General features: G+C 62.2%; 15 protein-coding genes. All 15 read right to left on the bottom strand.

Annotated features, from left to right (window positions below):
* Window positions 1–127: 127 nt before the first annotated feature.
* Window positions 128–1051, bottom strand: coding sequence for a UDP-3-O-acyl-N-acetylglucosamine deacetylase (gene lpxC, locus I6L36_RS15135; RefSeq protein WP_010675831.1), 924 nt, complete (start codon window positions 1049–1051; stop codon window positions 128–130).
* A gap of 102 nt (window positions 1052–1153) precedes the next feature.
* Entirely contained in the window at window positions 1154–2305 is a 1152-nt protein-coding gene (gene ftsZ, locus I6L36_RS15130) for a cell division protein FtsZ (RefSeq protein ID WP_005305686.1), read from the bottom strand.
* Between the two features lie 39 nt (window positions 2306–2344).
* Window positions 2345–3604 carry a cell division protein FtsA gene (gene ftsA, locus I6L36_RS15125; protein WP_010675832.1) on the bottom strand — a complete coding sequence of 420 codons (1260 nt, stop codon included), beginning with the start codon at window positions 3602–3604 and terminating at the stop codon, window positions 2345–2347.
* Window positions 3585–4337, bottom strand: a complete 753-nt coding sequence (locus I6L36_RS15120) for a cell division protein FtsQ/DivIB (protein ID WP_162540501.1) — start codon at window positions 4335–4337, stop codon at window positions 3585–3587. Before I6L36_RS15120 ends, ftsA begins: the two co-directional genes overlap by 20 nt.
* A gap of 97 nt (window positions 4338–4434) precedes the next feature.
* A complete protein-coding gene (gene murC / locus I6L36_RS15115) occupies window positions 4435–5889 on the bottom strand; it encodes a UDP-N-acetylmuramate--L-alanine ligase (protein WP_109111848.1) in 1455 nt (484 codons plus the stop codon).
* A gap of 110 nt (window positions 5890–5999) precedes the next feature.
* Complete coding sequence (gene murG / locus I6L36_RS15110) at window positions 6000–7067, bottom strand: undecaprenyldiphospho-muramoylpentapeptide beta-N-acetylglucosaminyltransferase (RefSeq protein WP_109111847.1); 1068 nt, start codon at window positions 7065–7067, stop codon at window positions 6000–6002.
* On the bottom strand, window positions 7064–8248 hold the full coding sequence (gene ftsW / locus I6L36_RS15105) for a cell division protein FtsW (RefSeq protein WP_042880174.1): 1185 nt from the start codon (window positions 8246–8248) through the stop codon (window positions 7064–7066). The genes murG and ftsW overlap by 4 nt, the downstream gene beginning before the upstream one ends.
* A complete protein-coding gene (murD, locus tag I6L36_RS15100) occupies window positions 8245–9528 on the bottom strand; it encodes a UDP-N-acetylmuramoyl-L-alanine--D-glutamate ligase (RefSeq protein ID WP_042015091.1) in 1284 nt (427 codons plus the stop codon). The genes ftsW and murD overlap by 4 nt, the downstream gene beginning before the upstream one ends.
* A 3-nt stretch (window positions 9529–9531) precedes the next feature.
* Window positions 9532–10614: a phospho-N-acetylmuramoyl-pentapeptide-transferase gene (gene mraY, locus I6L36_RS15095; protein ID WP_010675838.1), complete on the bottom strand. Its 1083-nt coding sequence runs from the start codon at window positions 10612–10614 to the stop codon at window positions 9532–9534.
* Window positions 10608–11963: a UDP-N-acetylmuramoyl-tripeptide--D-alanyl-D-alanine ligase gene (gene murF, locus I6L36_RS15090; protein WP_109111846.1), complete on the bottom strand. Its 1356-nt coding sequence runs from the start codon at window positions 11961–11963 to the stop codon at window positions 10608–10610. Before murF ends, mraY begins: the two co-directional genes overlap by 7 nt.
* Window positions 11960–13444, bottom strand: a complete 1485-nt coding sequence (gene murE / locus I6L36_RS15085; protein WP_109111845.1) for a UDP-N-acetylmuramoyl-L-alanyl-D-glutamate--2,6-diaminopimelate ligase — start codon at window positions 13442–13444, stop codon at window positions 11960–11962. Before murE ends, murF begins: the two co-directional genes overlap by 4 nt.
* Before the next feature lie 95 nt (window positions 13445–13539).
* Window positions 13540–15306 (bottom strand): penicillin-binding transpeptidase domain-containing protein, encoded by a 1767-nt coding sequence (locus tag I6L36_RS15080; RefSeq protein ID WP_216986728.1) that lies wholly within the window; start codon window positions 15304–15306, stop codon window positions 13540–13542.
* Entirely contained in the window at window positions 15303–15617 is a 315-nt protein-coding gene (gene ftsL / locus I6L36_RS15075) for a cell division protein FtsL (protein ID WP_010675842.1), read from the bottom strand. Before ftsL ends, I6L36_RS15080 begins: the two co-directional genes overlap by 4 nt.
* 3 nt (window positions 15618–15620) lie before the next feature.
* Window positions 15621–16559 (bottom strand): 16S rRNA (cytosine(1402)-N(4))-methyltransferase RsmH, encoded by a 939-nt coding sequence (gene rsmH / locus I6L36_RS15070; protein WP_042015088.1) that lies wholly within the window; start codon window positions 16557–16559, stop codon window positions 15621–15623.
* The gene (gene mraZ, locus I6L36_RS15065; RefSeq protein WP_039040489.1) at window positions 16560–17018 is read right to left on the bottom strand and encodes a division/cell wall cluster transcriptional repressor MraZ; all 459 of its coding nucleotides are present in this window, start codon (window positions 17016–17018) and stop codon (window positions 16560–16562) included. It lies immediately after the preceding gene.
* Window positions 17019–17375: the final 357 nt, after the last annotated feature.

The following is a 17375-nucleotide window of genomic DNA, read 5'->3' as shown; positions in this document are numbered from 1 at the left end:
CTCGGTCAGGTGAGGCCAAGGGCCTGCACGGGCAATAAAACCGGGAGATAATCGGTATTAAAGGATGGAATAAACAAATGACAGGACGTCGGTGCGGAGAGATGACCGACGTCCTGTTGCACAGCTATCAGGCCAGAACCAGACCGTTGTCGTAGTAAGCGATAGGCGCTTTGTCGCCCTCACCCTCGAAGGTCACCAGTTCCCAGGCCTCCTGCTGGGCCAGCAGGGCACGCAGCAGCTTGTTGTTCAGGGCATGGCCCGTCTTGTAGGCACGGAATTCACCGATGATACTGCGATTGCACATGTACAGATCGCCGATGGCATCCAGCATCTTGTGCTTCACGAACTCGTCTTCGTAGCGCAGACCATCTTCGTTCAGCACCCGGTAGTCATCCAGCACCACGGCGTTTTCCAGGCTGCCGCCCAGTGCCAGGTTCTGGGAACGCAGGTACTCGATGTCACGCATGAAGCCGAAGGTACGGGCACGGCTGATCTCTTTCACGAAGGAGCTGCCGGAGAAGTCCAGCACGCAACGCTGGTTGCGGCCTTCAAACACCGGATGCTGGAAATCGATCTCGAGATCCATCTTGAAGCCGTTGCGGTAGGGGTGGAATTCCGCCCACTTGTCGCCGTCTTCAACCCGGATGCTCTGCTTGATCCGCACGAACTGCTTAGGTGCGTTCTGTTCACGAATACCCACTTCCTGCAGCAGATAGATGAACGGATGCGCACTGCCGTCCATTACCGGGATCTCGGGGGCATCAACCTCGACATAGAGGTTGTCGATGCCCATCCCGGCCAGAGCGGCAGACAGATGTTCGATGGTCGACACGCGAACACCGGCTTCGTTCACCAGAGCGGTACAAAGCACGGTATCACGCACCTGATCGGCGTTGGCTGGCAGCGCGACCACAGGATTCAGATCGGTACGCAAGTAAACGATCCCTGTGTTAACAGGCGCCGGACGGAACGTCATAGTGACTTTCCGGCCCGAATGCAGGCCCACACCGGTGGCCTGGACACTCGTTTTCAAGGTTCTTTGTCTAATCATGGGCGTATCCGCTTTAACAGCTCAAATTCCTGACCAGATGGTCGTTGCCGGGCCATCTTAGCACAATCCTTAAGCAACAAACAAACCAGAGCCATCAGAGGCTTAGTCTGCCTGCTTGCGCAGGAACGCAGGAATATCGAGATAATCCGGTTCGCGACGAGCTTGCGGCTCGGCGTTCACCACCTTGGCCGGGGCCTCTTCCATCACGCGAGACTGCAGGGCTTCGCTGATCAGGGGCTGACGGGCCGGACGCTCTTGAACCATGTTGTTCTTCACCAGAGTGATGTCGGGCTTGCGCTCGGCACCGATACCGGTCGCCACTACGGTAACGCGCAGTTCGTCGTGCATTTCCGGGTCGATTACGGTACCCACCACCACGGTAGCGTTCTCGGACGCGAAGGCCTTGACCGCGTTACCCACGGTCTCGAACTCTTCGATGGTCATGTCCATGCCAGCAGTGATGTTGACCAGGATGCCGCGGGCACCGGCCAGATCCACGTCTTCCAGCAGCGGGCTGGAGATGGCCTTCTCGGCCGCTTCTTCGGCACGGTCGTCACCGGAGGCGGAGCCGGTACCCATCATGGCGGTACCCATCTCGCGCATCACGGTACGCACGTCCGCGAAGTCGACGTTGATGAGGCCCGGGCGGGTGATCAGCTCGGCGATGCCCTGTACTGCACCCAGCAGCACGTCGTTGGCCGCCTTGAAGGCGTCCAGCAGGGAGATGCCACGGCCCAGCACCTTCAGCAACTTGTCGTTGGGGATGGTGATCAGTGAGTCGACGTTCTTGGAGAGCTCTTCGATGCCGTGAGCGGCGAAGCCCATCCGCTTCTTCCCTTCGAAGGAGAACGGCTTGGTCACGACGGCAACGGTCAGGATACCCATCTCGCGGGCCACTTCGGCCACGATCGGGGCAGCACCTGTACCAGTACCACCACCCATGCCGGCAGCGATGAACACCATGTCGGAACCGGTCAGCAGCTCGCGCAGCGCTTCCCTGTCTTCCATGGCGGCGTCACGACCCACTTCCGGGTTGGCCCCGGCACCCAGACCCTTGGTGATGCCACCGCCGATCTGCAAGGTGGTATTGGCACTGGAGTTGCGCAGTGCCTGGGCGTCGGTGTTCACGGTGATGAACTCGACCCCTTCGATGTTTTGACGAACCATGTGCTCGACTGCGTTGCCGCCGCCGCCACCCACACCTATCACCTTGATGACGGCTTCGTCAGTGTGGCTATCCATAAATTCAAACATGTTGTCTCTCCGCTTTATTTGCCTGACTCAGCAAAATCTTTAGAACTCGCCACGCAACCAGTTGCTGACCCGTTTGACCAGCCCACCTACGCTTGCCTTGGCGGCATATTCCTTGTTACTGCCGGTGGATTGGTTGGTGCGGCCGTACTGCAACAACCCGACCGCAGTCGAGTACACCGGTGCCTGTACGTAGTCACTCAATCCCCGGATATTCATGGGCTCGCCCACCCGGACCTGGCTCTGGAAGATCTGCTCTGCGCACTCCACAATGCCTTCGATCTGGGCCGCGCCACCGGTCAAGACCACACCGGCGGCCAGCTGATGCTTGACCCCCTGTGCCTTCAATTCGCTCTGCACCCGCACCAGCTCGTCATTCACCATGGAGAGCAACTCGGTGTAACGGGGTTCAATCACTTCCGCCAGTGTCTGCCGTTGCAGGCTGCGCGCCGGGCGACCGCCGACACTGGGCACTTCGATATTGTCTTCCTTGCTGACCAGGCGGCCGAGGGCACAGCCATAGCGCACCTTGATCGCCTCCGCATCCAGCGGCGGCGTGCCGAAGGCATAGGCGATGTCGCTGGTCACCGTGCTGCCGGCATAGGGAATCACCTTGGTGTGGCGCAGGGCGCCGCCGGTAAAGAGCGACATGTCCATGGTGCCACCACCGATGTCCACCACGCAGACACCCAGCTCCTTCTCGTCTTCGGTCAGCACGGCGTAGCTGGAGGCCAGGGCGGAGAAGATCAGCTGATCCACCCGCAGACCCACCTTCTCCACACACTTCTCGATGTTGCGCGCCATGTCGTTGTGGCAGGTGATGAGATGCACCTTGGCTGCCATCCGCACGCCGGAGAGGCCGACCGGGTTCTTGATCCCTTCCTGATAGTCGATGGCGAACTCCTGGGGCAGCACGTGCAGCACCCGGAGCTCGTCAGACAACCGCACCGACTTGGCGGTGTGGATGACGTTGTCCACGTCCTCCTGGGTCACCTCTTCGTCGGAGATGGGCACCATGCCGGTCTCGTTGCGGCAATCGATGTGCTTGCCGGACAGCCCCAGATAGACGGAACTGATCTGGCAATCTGCCATCATCTCGGCCTCTTCCACCGCGCGGCGCAGGGACTTGACCACGGAGTCGAGGTCATTGACCCCGCCCTTCTCCATCCCGCGAGAAGCGTGGCTGCCCATGCCGATGACATTGAGTTCGCCATCAGGCAATACTTCGCCAACCAGTACCGCCACCTTGGTCGTGCCGATATCCAGTCCGACAATCAAATTTCTATCTGCGGTGTTGGTCATTCACTTTCTCTTCGCTTTTCTTCCAGCCAACTGCCATCCCGGTGTCGTATCGAAGATCCACGTAAGCAACCCGCTCACGGGGCTCGATGACCGGAAAGGCATCGATAAACCGCTGCAGACGAAGCGCGATATCCGAGCGCCCCACAAACAGCTGAATGTTGCCATCCAGGGTCAGTTCCCAGGCATGGCGGGGGGTCAGATTCACCCCCAGCAACTTGTATCCCTTGGCCGCCAGCAGCGTTTCGTACTGATGGCTGGCTTCCAGCACCTTGGCGGCCTGATCATCGGGCCCGGACAACTGCATCAGGGGCTTCTTCACCCTGTCCGGGGCACTGAACACCTCACCCTTGGTGTTGACGAAGCGGTTGCCGTTCCAGCGAGCCGCCACATCCTGTTCCGTGAGATAGACCTTGATCTTGTTCGGCCACTTCTTTCGTACCGAGACCTGGGCCACCCAGGACAGAGCGTTCAGACGCGCCTGCAATTCGTTCACATCCAGCTCGAAGAAGTTGCGAAGTTCGGCACCATCCAGCACGGCAGCACGCAACTCATCGGCCTTCAAATATTCGTGTTGCCCCTGCAGCAACAGCTCGCTCATGGGCAACCGACTGGCATCCGTCAGCCAGTCTTTAACATCCAGCGCAGTCTGGTAGAGCCCCCACATGACCAGGATGAAAAATGCCACCCCGGCGATGAAGCCCCCCTTGGTGCGCCCTTGTGCCCTTGCCTCCACCCGATCGATCCCCGTAAAACGCGCCATGCCGGCCACTTGCAGACCGGTTCGCCATTATATAGGCCTCGGCTTGGCGGTCAAAATACTCATTGGGCCCTCAGGCACCGGATTTCATGCTATCCACGCTCAATTTCATCTCGCCGAGACGACGGGCCAGTGCACCGACGTTCCCCGCCCCCTGGGTCAATACCAGATCCCCCTCGCCAATCAGGTCGGCCAGCACCGCGGGCACATCGTCCGGCGTTGCGACAAAGATGGGCTCCAGGGTGCCGCGGGAGCGGATGGAACGGCACAAGGCACGGCCATCGGCACCGGGAATGGGCTCCTCACCGGCGGCATAGACCTCCAGCATCACCAGCACATCCACCTTGGAAAGCACGTCCGCGAAATCTTCGTAGAGATCCCGGGTCCGGCTGTAGCGGTGCGGCTGGAACACCATCACCAGCCGCTTCTCGGGCCAGCCGGCGCGAGCGGCGTTGATGGTCACCTTCACTTCGCTCGGGTGATGACCGTAATCGTCCACCAGCATGGCCTTGCCACGGCCGGTTTCAAACTCGCCATATTGCTGGAAGCGGCGCCCCACCCCTTCAAACTTGGAAAGTGCCTGGATGATGGCCTCGTCGCCGATGCCGTCTTCGGTTGCCACCGCGATGGCGGCGGCGGCGTTGAGGGCGTTGTGGATGCCCGGCAGATTCAGGGTCACCTCCAGCTCACCCGCCCCTGCACGGCGCACCCGGAAGCGGCTGCGATTGCTGGTCTGCACGAAGTCCAGCACCTGCACATCGGCATCATCGCTCAGACCGTAGGTGAGGGTAGGACGGGCGATCTCCGGCAGCATGCCGCGGATCACGGGGTCATCCACGCACACCACGGCCAGGCCGTAGAACGGCAGATTGTGCAGGAAATCGATGAAGGTGGCCTTCAACCTGGAGAAATCGCCGCCATAGGTGTCCATGTGATCCGCTTCGATATTGGTCACGATGGAGACCATGGGTTGCAGATGCAGGAAGGAGGCGTCGCTCTCGTCCGCCTCGGCAATCAGATAACGGCTGCTGCCCAGGCGGGCATTGGTGCCGGCGCTGTTGAGCAGACCGCCGATGACGAAGGTAGGGTCGCGATCCGCCTCGGCATAGATGCTCGCCACCAGACTGGTGGTGGTGGTCTTGCCGTGGGTCCCGGCAATGGCGATGCCGTGACGGAAGCGCATCAGTTCAGCCAGCATTTCGGCGCGGCGCACCACGGGAATACGCAGCTCGCGGGCAGCCAGCAGCTCGGGGTTGTCCTGCTTGATGGCGGTGGAAACCACCACCACGCTGGCACCGTCCACATGCTCGGCATTGTGACCGACAAAGATGTGTGCGCCCAAAGAGGTCAGGCGTTCGGTCACCCCGTTGCGGGCCAGATCCGAGCCGGTCACCTGATACCCTTCATTGGCAAGCACTTCCGCAATACCGCCCATACCGGCGCCACCGATGCCGATGAAGTGGATGCGACGCACGCGGCGCATTTCGGGGATAACGGTACGCAGTTTTGCCAGTTCAACCTTGGTCATAGTTCTTTCTCAATTCGCGGCCACAGGCCATTTTCATTCGGCGACATTCATCAGTTCGAAGACAGAAGCGGGGCCTTGGCGGCACATCTTGGCCTTCCATCTCGTTTGGCTCAGCCGGTGGCGAGCCGTTTGCACTCATCGGCAACCCGTTCGGCAGCATCGATGATGGCGACCCGGCGCGCGGCCTGGGCCATGTTCAACAGGGTTTCCCTGCGCCCGGCGAGCCAGGATAGACGCGACGCCAGCGCCGCCGGTGTCAGCTCGGACTGGGGCAGGAACTCGGCCGCTCCACCGTCGACCAGGGTCAGGGCGTTGCGGGTCTGGTGATCGTCCACCGCATGGGGCAGGGGCACGAAGATGGCGGCCACACCGGCAGCGGCCACTTCGGAGACGGTCAATGCGCCGGCGCGGCACACCACCAGGTCAGCCCAGGCATAGGCATCCGCCATGTCCTTGATAAATTCACTCACCTCGGCCTCGACCCCCAGCCCGGCATAGGAGGCAGCCACGACCTCCCCATTGCCCTTGCCGCACTGGTGACGCACCTCGATGGGCACACCGGCAGCTGCAACCGCAGGAGGCACCTGCTCGTTGAGGACCCGGGCCCCCAGGCTGCCACCGACCACAAGCAGGCGCAGAGGATCGCTGCTGCTGCGCAGTTGGGGATCCGGCAGCGCTACCACCTCGGGGCGCACCGGGTTGCCCACCACGGCGGTACGGGCATTGGGGGCGAAGGCACCGGGGAAGGCCATCAGTACCCGCCTGGCGATACGGGCCAGCAGCTTGTTGGTCAGGCCGGCGGCGGCATTTTGCTCGTGCAGCAGCAGCGGAATGCCGGACAGCCAGGCGGCCACGCCACCCGGGCCGGAGGCGAAGCCCCCCATGCCCAGCACCACATCGGGCTGGATGGTCTTGAGCACCTGGCGGGCCTGCAGCACGGATTTGATGACACGGTAGGGCGCCGCGAGCAGCCGTTTGATGCCGTTGCCACGCACCCCCTGGATGTCGATGAAGGAGATGGGATAACCATGGGCAGGCACCAGCTCCGCCTCCATCCGGTCGGCAGTGCCGAGCCAGTGGATGGTCCAGCCCTGGGCCTTGAGGCGATCGGCGACGGCCAGGCCGGGGAACACATGGCCCCCGGTACCACCCGCCATCACCAGTAACGTCTTGCTCACGCAACCTCCCGCACGCGCGCCTGGGCACTCGCCTGGCGCAACTCGAAATCGATACGAATCAACATGCTCACCGCCACCATCATGATGATGAGACTGGAGCCGCCATAACTGACCAGCGGCAGGGTCAGCCCCTTGGTAGGCATCATGCCGCTGGCGGCACCGACGTTGACGAAAGTCTGGAAACTGAACCAGATGCCGATGCCGATGGCCAGATAACCTTCATAGAGCCGCTCGGCCACCAGCGCCTGGTGGCCCAGCTTGAGCGCCTTCACCGCCAGCGCAAAAATCAGGAAGAGTGCACCAAGCACCCCCACGTAGCCCAGCTCTTCGCCCAGAATGGCGAACACGAAGTCGGTGTGGGCCTCCGGCAGGTACTCCATCTTCTGGATGGAGTTGCCGAGCCCCTCGCCAAACCAGCTCCCCCGACCAAAGGCCATCAGGGACTGGGTCAGCTGATAGCCGCTGCCAAAGGGATCGGCCCAAGGGTCAAGGAAAGAGGTCACCCGCCGCATCCGGTAGGGCTCCGCGATGATCAGGGTCACCACGGCGCTCACACCCACCAGGATGAGACCGATGAACTGCACCAGCCGGGCACCGGCCAGGAACAGCATCCCGAGGGAGGTGACGAACATCACCACCACTGACCCGAGATCCGGCTGGGCCAGCAGCAGGATGGCCACCACGAACAGCACCGCCATGGGTTTCATGAAACCGATGAAGCGTTCGCGCACCTCGCTCTGGCGGCGCACCAGATAGCCCGCCAGATAGACGAACAGCGCCAGCTTGCCGAACTCGGCCGGCTGCAAGTTGAAGGGGCCAAGCGGCAGCCAGCGTACCGAACCGTTGACGCTGCGGCCCACCAGCAACACCATCACCAGCAGCACGATGGCCAGCAACAACATGGGGCCGTTGTACTGCTGCCAGCGTGCCATGGGCACCTGCAATACGAACCAGGAGATACCCAGCGCCATCACCAGGAACATGCCGTGGCGCTTCACGAACATGAAGGGATCGTTGTTGATGGCGATCCCCTCAGGAATGGAAGCGGACGCCACTATCACCAGCCCGACGCCCATCAGTGCGAGAGCCAGTACCACCAGCTGCCGATCGTAGAGACCGGCGGGGCGCGCCGGTAGCAACCAGCGCTGCAAGAATCCCGCAACCACGCGCAGGGCGTTCATAAGCCCATCACCAGTTCGGTGAAGCGATCGCCGCGCGCTTCGAAGGATTTGAACTGATCCAGGCTCGCGCAGGCCGGGGCCAGCAGCACCCAGTCTCCGGGCCTGGCGTCGGCCGCCGCCTTGGCGACAGCAGCGTCAAGATCGGCAACCCGCTCGGTCTGTTCGCCCAGGGCCAGCAGCACCTCGGCATCCTGACCAAAGCAGTACATGTGATCGATCTGGCTGCCGAGCAGGGCCTGCACCGGGCCGAAGTCCTGCCCCTTGCCCTGGCCACCGGCCAGCAGCAGCAGGCGGCCCTTGACCGCTTCACGCACCCCGGCCACGGCGGCCAGGGTCGCCCCCACGTTGGTGGCCTTGGAGTCGTTGATCCAGCGCACCCCATTTACCTCCCGCACGAAGCGGGCACGGTGAGGCAGGCCTTCAAAGCGGCGCAGCACGGCAAGTTGTGCCTCGCGGGGAATGCCCACCGCATCGCACAGGGCCATGGCCGCCAGGGCATTGGCCTGGTTGTGGGCACCCACTATCTTCATCTCGTCCACCGCCAGGAGCGGCTCACCGTGCAAAGTCAGCCAGTGACGGCCCTCCAGCTCGCAGCGACCGTAGCCGTTGCAGTCGAGGCCGAAACTCTGCCACACCTGACCCACATCGGGCAGGGTCTGGGGATCGTCGCGATTGATCAGGATGTGCTGGGAGTGCTGATGGATCTCCATCTTGGCGGCGCGGTAATCCGCCATGCCGGCATAGCGATCCATATGATCTTCACTGAGGTTCAGGACCACGGAGGCGGCGGCCCGCAGGCTGTAGGTGGTCTCGAGCTGGAAGCTGGAGAGCTCCAGCACGCAGAGATCCATGGGCTGCTTGAGGAGCGACAGCGCCGGGGTGCCGATATTGCCCCCCACACCGACCTTGAGCCCCGCCTCGGCGATCATCTCACCCACTAGCGTGGTGACCGTGCTCTTGCCGTTGGAACCGGTGATGGCGATGACGGGCGTCTGGGTTTCACGCACGAACAGTTCGATGTCACCGACGATGCGCACCCCGAACTCGGCGGCGGCCTTCAACTCCGGAGTCGCCAGGGCGATGCCCGGGCTCGCCACTATCATGTGCGCCTGCTTGAGCCGCTCCGCGTCCAGCCCGTGGATGAGCTCCACCTCGGGGGGAAGCTCGTCCTTGCCCGGCGGATTGGCACGGGTGTCCATCACCAGCGGCGTGACGCCGCGGTCGAGGAAGTAATCGACGCAGGAGAGTCCGGTTTTGCCGAGTCCGATGATGATGACCATGGCTTACCTCACCTTCAGGGTGGCGAGGCCAAGCAGCACCAGCATGAGGGTGATGATCCAGAAGCGCACGATGACGCGCGGCTCCGGCCAGCCCTTCTTCTCATAGTGGTGATGGATGGGGGCCATGCGGAAGATCCGCACGCCGCGCAGTTTGTAGGATCCGACCTGCAGGATCACCGAGACGGTCTCCATCACGAAGACGCCCCCCATGATCACCAGCAGGAACTCCTGGCGCACCAGCACCGCGATGGTACCGAGCGCGCCGCCCAGGGCCAGGGAACCCACGTCCCCCATGAAGACCTGGGCCGGGTAGGTGTTGAACCAGAGGAAGCCCAGGCCCGCGCCCACGATGGCGGTACAGACGATCACCAGTTCGGAGGTGTAGGGCACGTAGGGAATGTGCAGGTAGTTCGCGAAGTTGACGTTGCCGGTCGCCCAGGCGATCAGGGCGAAGCCCCCCGCCACCATCACGGTGGGCATGATGGCGAGGCCATCCAGGCCATCGGTCAGGTTGACCGCGTTGGAAGTACCGACGATGACGAAGTAGGTCAGCAGGATGAACATCAGGCCGAGCTGGGGCATCACATCCTTGAGGAAGGGGACCACCAGCTGGGTCTGACCATCGTGGGTGGCCGTGGCGTAGAGGAAGACTGCCACACCCAGCGCGACCGCGGACTGCCAGAAGTACTTCCAGCGGGCGATGAGGCCGTCGGTGTTCTTGCGCACCACCTTGAGATAGTCATCGGCAAAACCGATGGCGCCATAGGCCCCCAGCACGAACAGCACCAGCCAGACATAGGGGTTGTCGAGGCGGCACCAGAGCAGCACAGACGTGAAAATCGCAGCAATGATCATCAGGCCGCCCATGGTCGGGGTGCCCTTTTTGCTGAGGTGGGATTCGGGACCGTCGTTGCGGATCACCTGGCCGAACTTCATGATCTGCAGGCGACGAATGAGGCGCGGCCCCATCCAGAGCGCCACCACCAGACCGGTGATGATCGACAGGATGGCGCGAAACGTCAGGTAGGAGAAGACGTTGAAGAAGGTGAAGTGCGGGGTGAGCAGTTCCGCCAGCCAGACTAGCATGTGGCTGACTCCTGATGGCCCTTGACCATCTCGACGATATCTTCCATGCGGGAGCCACGGGCACCCTTGACCAGAATCGAAATTTCCTGATGTGTCTTTATCATTTGCGCAAGCACTTCAAACAACGACGCCTTGTTATCGAAATGTCGGCCAGCCGCGGCATCTGCGGTGTGGCGACTCTGTTCCCCTACGGTCAGCACGGCATCGAGGCCCTGCTCACGGGCGTGGTGTCCGACCCGGGCATGCTGCGCGGCGGACTCCTCACCCAACTCTTTCATGTCACCGAATACCAGCACCTTGTAGCCGTTCATGGCGGTCAGGGCATCGATACCCGCCAGCACGGACTCCACGCTGGCGTTGTAGGTGTCATCCACCAGAGTGAGGCCACCCCAGCGTTGCACGCAGAAACGGCCCTTGACCGGCGCCATCTGCTCCAGCCCCGCCTTGACGGACGCAAGCGATGCGCCCAGGGCCAGGGTCCCGGCGGCAGCAGCCAGGGCGTTGGCCACGTTGTGGCGACCCGGAATGGCCAGGGTCAGGTTCACCTCTCCCTGGGGCGTCACCATCACAAACCCGGCACAACCCTGCTCGTTGAGCACGATGTCGCGGGCGTGGAACGGCTGACGCTGATCCTGGAGGGAGAAGGCGCACTGGATGCCCTTTTCACGCCACTTCGGCCAGAACTCGTTGTCGGCATTGACGATGGCGGTGCCGCCCTCGCCTAACCCTTCGAAGATTTCGCTCTTGGCATGGAACACCCCTTCCAGGGAGCCAAAGCCTTCCAGGTGCGCGGCAGCGACGTTGTTGATGATGGCGGCGTCGGGTCTGGCGAGCGACGTGGTCCAGGCGATCTCGCCCGGGTGGTTGGCTCCCAGCTCCATCACCGCGAACTGGTGTTGCGGCTCGAGGCGCAGCAAGGTCAGCGGCACCCCCACCTCGTTGTTGAAGTTGCCGGCGGTGGCCAGCACCTCCCCTTCACAACGCAGGATGGCCGTCGCCATCTCCTTCACCGTGGTTTTGCCACAGCTGCCGGTGATGGCGAGCACTTTCGGATTGATGCGCTCGCGCACCAGCCTGCCCAGACGCCCAAGCCCCTTGAGGGTGTCGCCCACCACCAGTTGTGGAATGGCCAGCGGCAATTCGCGCTCCACCAGCAGGGCACTGGCGCCGGCGGCAACCGCTTGGTCGCAGAAATCGTGGGCGTCGAAACGCTCGCCGCGCAGGGCCACGAACAGCGCCCCCGCGCCCAGGGTACGGGTGTCGGTGCTGACCGCCGTGATCTCATGGTCGCCCCCGATCAGACGGGCATCGAGCACCTGCGCCAGGTCGGCAAGCCTGAGGGTCATCATTTGAATGACTCCATTAATGTGTGCAAGGCGGCTGCGACGGTTTCCCGATCGCTGTAGTGCCGCTTGTCGGTTCCAATGATCTGATAATCCTCGTGGCCTTTGCCGGCCACCAGGATGATGTCCTCTTTGCTCGCTTGGCTCAGTGCCAACTGGATTGCCTTGGTCCTGTCGTGCTCAATCTGCACGGCGCCGGGATCACGAAGACCCGCCACCATGTCGGCCATGATCCGGGCCGGCTCCTCGGTACGGGGATTGTCGTCGGTCAGGATCACGCAGTCCGCATGCTGCTCCGCCATGGCAGCCATCATGGGACGCTTGCCGCGATCCCTGTCGCCACCACAACCCACCAGGCACCAGAGCCGCCCTTCACAGTGCACCCGCAGGGCCTGCAAGGCCTTCTCCAGCGCATCCGGGGTGTGGGCGTAATCGACCACGGCGAGCGGCGCATCGCCACCGCCGAAGCACTCCATGCGACCGGTCACCGGTTGCAGTCTGGGGGCCGTCGCCAGCAGGTCATCGAAGTCGTAGCCGAGCACCAGCATGGCGCCCATGGCGCCCAGCACGTTGCTGACGTTGAAGCGGCCGAGCAAGGGGGCGGATAATACACCATTCCCCCAGCTGGAGTTAATGCGCGTATCAAAACCTTGTTGGTGGAAATGGGGATCCTGCGCCGTCAGTTGTCGTCCGGCATGGTTTTCAATCGGACCATGAACCCCGAAAGCCACTGCACCGGGATAGGTCGCCAGCCATTGCCGTCCCAGATGGTCATCGGCGTTGATGACGGCGCAAGGCTCATCCACCAGCTTCAGCAGCTCCTCCTTGGCGGCGGCATAGGCCTCCATGGTGCCGTGATAGTCCAGATGATCCCGGCTCAGGTTGGTGAAGACTGCCGCGGCAAAAGGCAGGGCCGCCACGCGATGCTGCACCAGACCGTGGCTGGAGACCTCCATCGCCACCAGATCAGCCCCCTGCTGCTGCAAGGCGGCCAGATTGGCCTGCACCTGGACCGCGCTGCCCGTGGTGTTCTCTGCTTCGATGAGCTCGCCAAACAGACCGTTGCCTATGGTGCCCATGACCCCGGCCTTGCCCCCCAGCAAGGTGCGCCAGTTGGCCACCAGCAGGGCCGTGGTGCTCTTGCCGTTGGTGCCCGTGATGCCCACCAGTTGCAACTTTTGCGCAGGGTGACCGTAGAAATGACCGGCCAGCTCGGAGAGACGAGCGGGAAGATCCCTCATGCCGATGCAGGGGATCTGGGTCGCCGGAGGGACGAATTCTCCGTCCTCCTCAAACAGCACGGCGGTCGCTCCCTGAGCCACCGCCTGTTCGATGAAGCGCCTGCCATCCACCTGATGGCCACGAATCGCCACGAAGAGCGAGCCGGGACCGACCCGCCGGCTGTCGAGCTGGAGATCGGTGAGGGAAAGCGCCGGGGCATCGATGCCGAAGTGGCTCATCAGTTGATCAAGTGTGCGGGGCGGCATGGGAAGCCTCCGAAAATGCGGGAATGCGGGCGCTCGTACACGCCATGGAAAACGCCCCGACAGCAGCGGGGTCGATGGAAAAAGCCGGATGCCCGTCAAGTACGCGGTGCGCCATTGTTGGCCTCCGTGCGGGCAAGCTTGGCGGGTACCTCGGGCGGGATCGCATCAGGACGGATGTTGAAGAGCTGCAACACGCCTCCCATGGCCTCCGCAAAGGGCGGGGTCGCCACGGCACCGCCGTAGTAGGCATCCCCCTTGGGTTCGTTAATCACCACCACCATGACGAAACGGGGATTGCTGGCCGGCGCGAAACCGGCAAACCAGGCCATGTAGTCCTTGCCATAGCCCCCAGCCACGGCCACCTTGGCGGTACCACTCTTGCCACCGATCCGATAACCGGGGATCTGGGCCTTGGGAATGGCATTGCTGACCACGTACTCCAGCGCCTGCAACATGGCAGCGGCGTTGTTGTGATCGATGACCTGCTCACCCTTGGGCGGCTTGGTCACCTTGATGATGGAGAGCGGAACCCGCTTGCCCTTGTTGGCCAAGGTGGCGTAGGCGGAGGCCAGCTGCAGCGGGGTCACTCGCAGACCATAACCGAACGACAGGGTGGCTCGCTCGATGTCGGACCAGCGGCGACGCTGGGGCAGCATGCCGCTGCTCTCCCCCATCAGGCCGCTGCCGGTGTCCATGCCGAAGCCCACCATGCTCAGGGTGTTGATCATCTCCTGGGCCGGCATCCGCAGCGCGATGCGCGACATGCCGATGTTGGAGGAGTAGCGCAGGATGTCGTAAAGGTTGGTCGCCTTGTGGATACTCACGTCACGGATCTGCTTGGCCCCGATGAAGAGGGGGCCGCCCGGGATGAAGTCCTTCCAGCTGGTGACACCGGCTTGCAAGGCACTAAGCAGAATCAATGGCTTGACCGTGGAGCCCGGCTCATAGGTATCGGTCACCACCCGGTTTCGCACCCGGAAACTCTGGTATTGGCCACGGTTGTTCGGGTTGTAGGAGGGGGTGTTGACCATGGCGAGCACCTCGCCGGTCTTCACATCCAGCATCACCATGGAGCCGGAGGTGGCCTTGTTCTCGTCGGTAGCCCGTTTGAGGGCGCGATAGGCCAGCGCCTGCACCCGCTGATCGATGCTCAGTTGCAGATCGTTGGCGTGTTTGCCCTCTTTCACCAGGCCCAGGCGCTCGATGACGCGGCCCTGCCTGTCCTTGCGCACCCTCATCTCGCCAGGGGTTGCGGTCAGCCACTCGTTGTAGCTGCGCTCAATCCCCTCGATGCCGCTGCCATCGATGTTGGTCACCCCCACCAGGTGGGAGCTTATCTCGCCGGTCGGGTAGAAACGGCGCGCCTCGGGGCGCAGATAGATGCCCCCCAGCTTCAACCCCTTGATGTACTCGGCCACAGCAGGCGTCACCTGCCGCTGCAGATAGACGAAGCGCTTGCTCGGGTTGGCGATGCGATGCTTGAGGGTGTTGATGTCGAGCTTGAGCACGGCGGAGAGTGCCAGCCAGGCACGCTCGTTGTGGATGGCACCGGACTCATGCACCGTCTTGGGATCGGCCCAGACCGCTTCGACCGGCACAGATACCGCCAACTGTTCGCCATTGCGGTCCGTGATCATGCCGCGCACCGCCTGGGTGGAGGTGGTGCGCAGGGAGCGCATGTCCCCCTCCTGGCGCAGTCTGTCCGGATCGATCACCTGGATCCAGGCCAGCCGCAGGATCAGCCCCGCAAACGCGATGCCGATGAAGAAAACCAGGGTACGAAAGCGCCACGGGTAGAGTGAGGGTGCTTTCGCCTTGGCTTTGTCCTTTGCCGGAGCCTTGGTGGCGGCCTTGCGTGTCATGGTTGTGTAATTACCTTTTCAGTGGTCACCAGGGGACGAGCCATCTGCAACTTGTCCATGGCCAGACTCGCCACCCGGGAGTGCTCAGCCAGTGTGCCCTGTTCCAGCAAGAGGTGGCGCCACTCGATGTTGAGCCTGTCCTCCTCCGCCATCAGATCGTTCTGCTTGGCCGTCAGACCCCGGGTCATGTTGGTCACCAGGATCACCGCAAAGGCGGTGACCAGCACGGCGACGGTCAACAGGACCTGCAACTTGTGGCGCCAGAGATCCGCAACGATCTCCCTGGCGAGGTGAACGCGCACATCGCTCATCGCTTACTCCGCAAGACGCTCTGCGACCCGCAGCACCGAGCTGCGGGACCGGGTGTTTTCATTGACCTCGTGGTCGGAAGGCTTGAGCGCCTTGCCGATCGACTTCAGCTTGCGACCACCGGCAAGCTGGGCTTCGGTCAGGGGGATCCCGTGGGGTACTTCCGGACCTTTCTCATGCTTGCGAATAAAATGCTTCACCAGCCGATCTTCCAGAGAATGGAAGCTGATGACGGAGAGACGACCGTGAGGAGCCAGCACGTCCAGCGCGCCGTTGAGGGCGGTTTCGATCTCGTCCAGCTCGCTGTTGATATAGATGCGGATGGCCTGGAAGCTGCGGGTCGCCGCGTGCTTTCCCTTCTCCTTACTCGGGTTGACCCGGGCAATCATCTCCGCCAGCTGGCGGGTGCGCACATAGGGCTCGGTCACCCGATCGTGCACGATGGCGCGAGCAATCTTCTTGGCGAAGCGCTCCTCACCGAAGGTTTTCAGCACCCAGGCGATGTCGTCCACATCGGCACGGGCCAGCCACTCGGCGGCACTCTGACCGGAGGTGGGATCCATTCTCATGTCGAGCGGGCCGTCCTTCATGAAGCTGAAGCCACGCTCGGCATCGTCAAGCTGGGGGGAGGAGACACCGAGATCCAGCAGGAAGCCATCGACCTTGCCCAGCAGGCCGCGCTCGGTCAGATAGCGGGTGATGCCGGAGAAGGGACCGTGCACGATCTCGAAACGGGGATCCTGGATCTTGGCCGCCTCGGCAATGGCCTGGGGATCCCGGTCGATGGCGATCAGACGGCCATTGGGGCCCAGATGCTGGAGAATGAGACGAGAGTGACCACCCCGGCCAAAGGTGCCGTCGACGTAGATACCGTCCGGCTTGATGGCCAGCCCTTCGACGGCTTCGTGCAACAGCACTGTGATGTGTTCAGCGGCTTGGGTCATTTATAAAGAAAAATCCTGTAGTCGTGGTGAACTTGCCCAGTCGTCCTCGGGCAGGCCCAGGATGTCGTCGTTGATCTGTTGTTGCCAGCGGGCTTCATCCCACAGCTCGAATTTGTTGAGCTGGCCCACCAGCATGACTTTCTTGTCTAGCCCGGCATGGCTGCGCAGCGGCTGGCTGAGCAGCAGACGGCCATTGCCATCCAGTTCGCATTCGGCCGCGTGGCCGAGCAGCAGACGCTGCAGGCGGCGTTCTGCCGGGTTGGTGCTGGAAAGGGTCTTCAGCTTGCGCTCCACCTCTTCCCATTCATTCAGGGGATAAAGCAGCAGACAGGGATGGGCGATGTCGATGGTGCAGACCAGCTGGCCGTCGCACTCGTCGCGCAGCCAATCACGAAATTTGGTCGGAATCGCCAACCGCCCCTTGCTGTCCAAGCTGATGGCGTGAGCGCCACGCAACAAATTGCAGTCCCCGAAAGGTGAGTTATGGGGGCTAGATGCCCAATAAAACCACTTTGATCCACTTTTCTCCACCATGAAGTTTAAGGACGAGCAGGGGGCTTTTCAAGCAAGGATCTCGGGCATGGGGAACATATTGACGCAGCGTGATGGAACTACCGATTAAATGAATTGATTTTCCACAAGTTATTTGTGTTACCCGCAACTCGATTAATTTTCAGCAATTAAAAAACTGACAAATTGCACGAATAAACATCAGCCATACAGGCCGCGCTTCTCCAGCGCCATCACGATATTCAGAACATGGAAAAATTCCACATAACAGATTGATATAAAATACATTTGTTAAACATAGCTAGC

Origin of the sequence: Aeromonas sp. FDAARGOS 1406, from assembly GCF_019048565.1 — a bacterium.
Lineage (GTDB): Bacteria > Pseudomonadota > Gammaproteobacteria > Enterobacterales > Aeromonadaceae > Aeromonas > Aeromonas caviae.
The sequence above is the reverse complement of the archived record's forward strand: the minus strand, read 5'-3'. Positions and strand labels throughout refer to the sequence as shown.

What these genes read in the sequence shown, in the direction of transcription:
- lpxC (WP_010675831.1), bottom strand. Translation starts at nt 1,051, where the DNA reads ATGATTAGACAAAGAACCTTGAAAACGAGTGTCCAGGCCACCGGTGTG.
- ftsZ (WP_005305686.1), bottom strand. Translation starts at nt 2,305, where the DNA reads ATGTTTGAATTTATGGATAGCCACACTGACGAAGCCGTCATCAAGGTG.
- ftsA (WP_010675832.1), bottom strand. Translation starts at nt 3,604, where the DNA reads ATGACCAACACCGCAGATAGAAATTTGATTGTCGGACTGGATATCGGC.
- murC (WP_109111848.1), bottom strand. Translation starts at nt 5,889, where the DNA reads ATGACCAAGGTTGAACTGGCAAAACTGCGTACCGTTATCCCCGAAATG.
- ftsW (WP_042880174.1), bottom strand. Translation starts at nt 8,248, where the DNA reads ATGAACGCCCTGCGCGTGGTTGCGGGATTCTTGCAGCGCTGGTTGCTA.
- murD (WP_042015091.1), bottom strand. Translation starts at nt 9,528, where the DNA reads ATGGTCATCATCATCGGACTCGGCAAAACCGGACTCTCCTGCGTCGAT.
- mraY (WP_010675838.1), bottom strand. Translation starts at nt 10,614, where the DNA reads ATGCTAGTCTGGCTGGCGGAACTGCTCACCCCGCACTTCACCTTCTTC.
- murF (WP_109111846.1), bottom strand. Translation starts at nt 11,963, where the DNA reads ATGATGACCCTCAGGCTTGCCGACCTGGCGCAGGTGCTCGATGCCCGT.
- murE (WP_109111845.1), bottom strand. Translation starts at nt 13,444, where the DNA reads ATGCCGCCCCGCACACTTGATCAACTGATGAGCCACTTCGGCATCGAT.
- I6L36_RS15080 (WP_216986728.1), bottom strand. Translation starts at nt 15,306, where the DNA reads ATGACACGCAAGGCCGCCACCAAGGCTCCGGCAAAGGACAAAGCCAAG.
- ftsL (WP_010675842.1), bottom strand. Translation starts at nt 15,617, where the DNA reads ATGAGCGATGTGCGCGTTCACCTCGCCAGGGAGATCGTTGCGGATCTC.
- rsmH (WP_042015088.1), bottom strand. Translation starts at nt 16,559, where the DNA reads ATGACCCAAGCCGCTGAACACATCACAGTGCTGTTGCACGAAGCCGTC.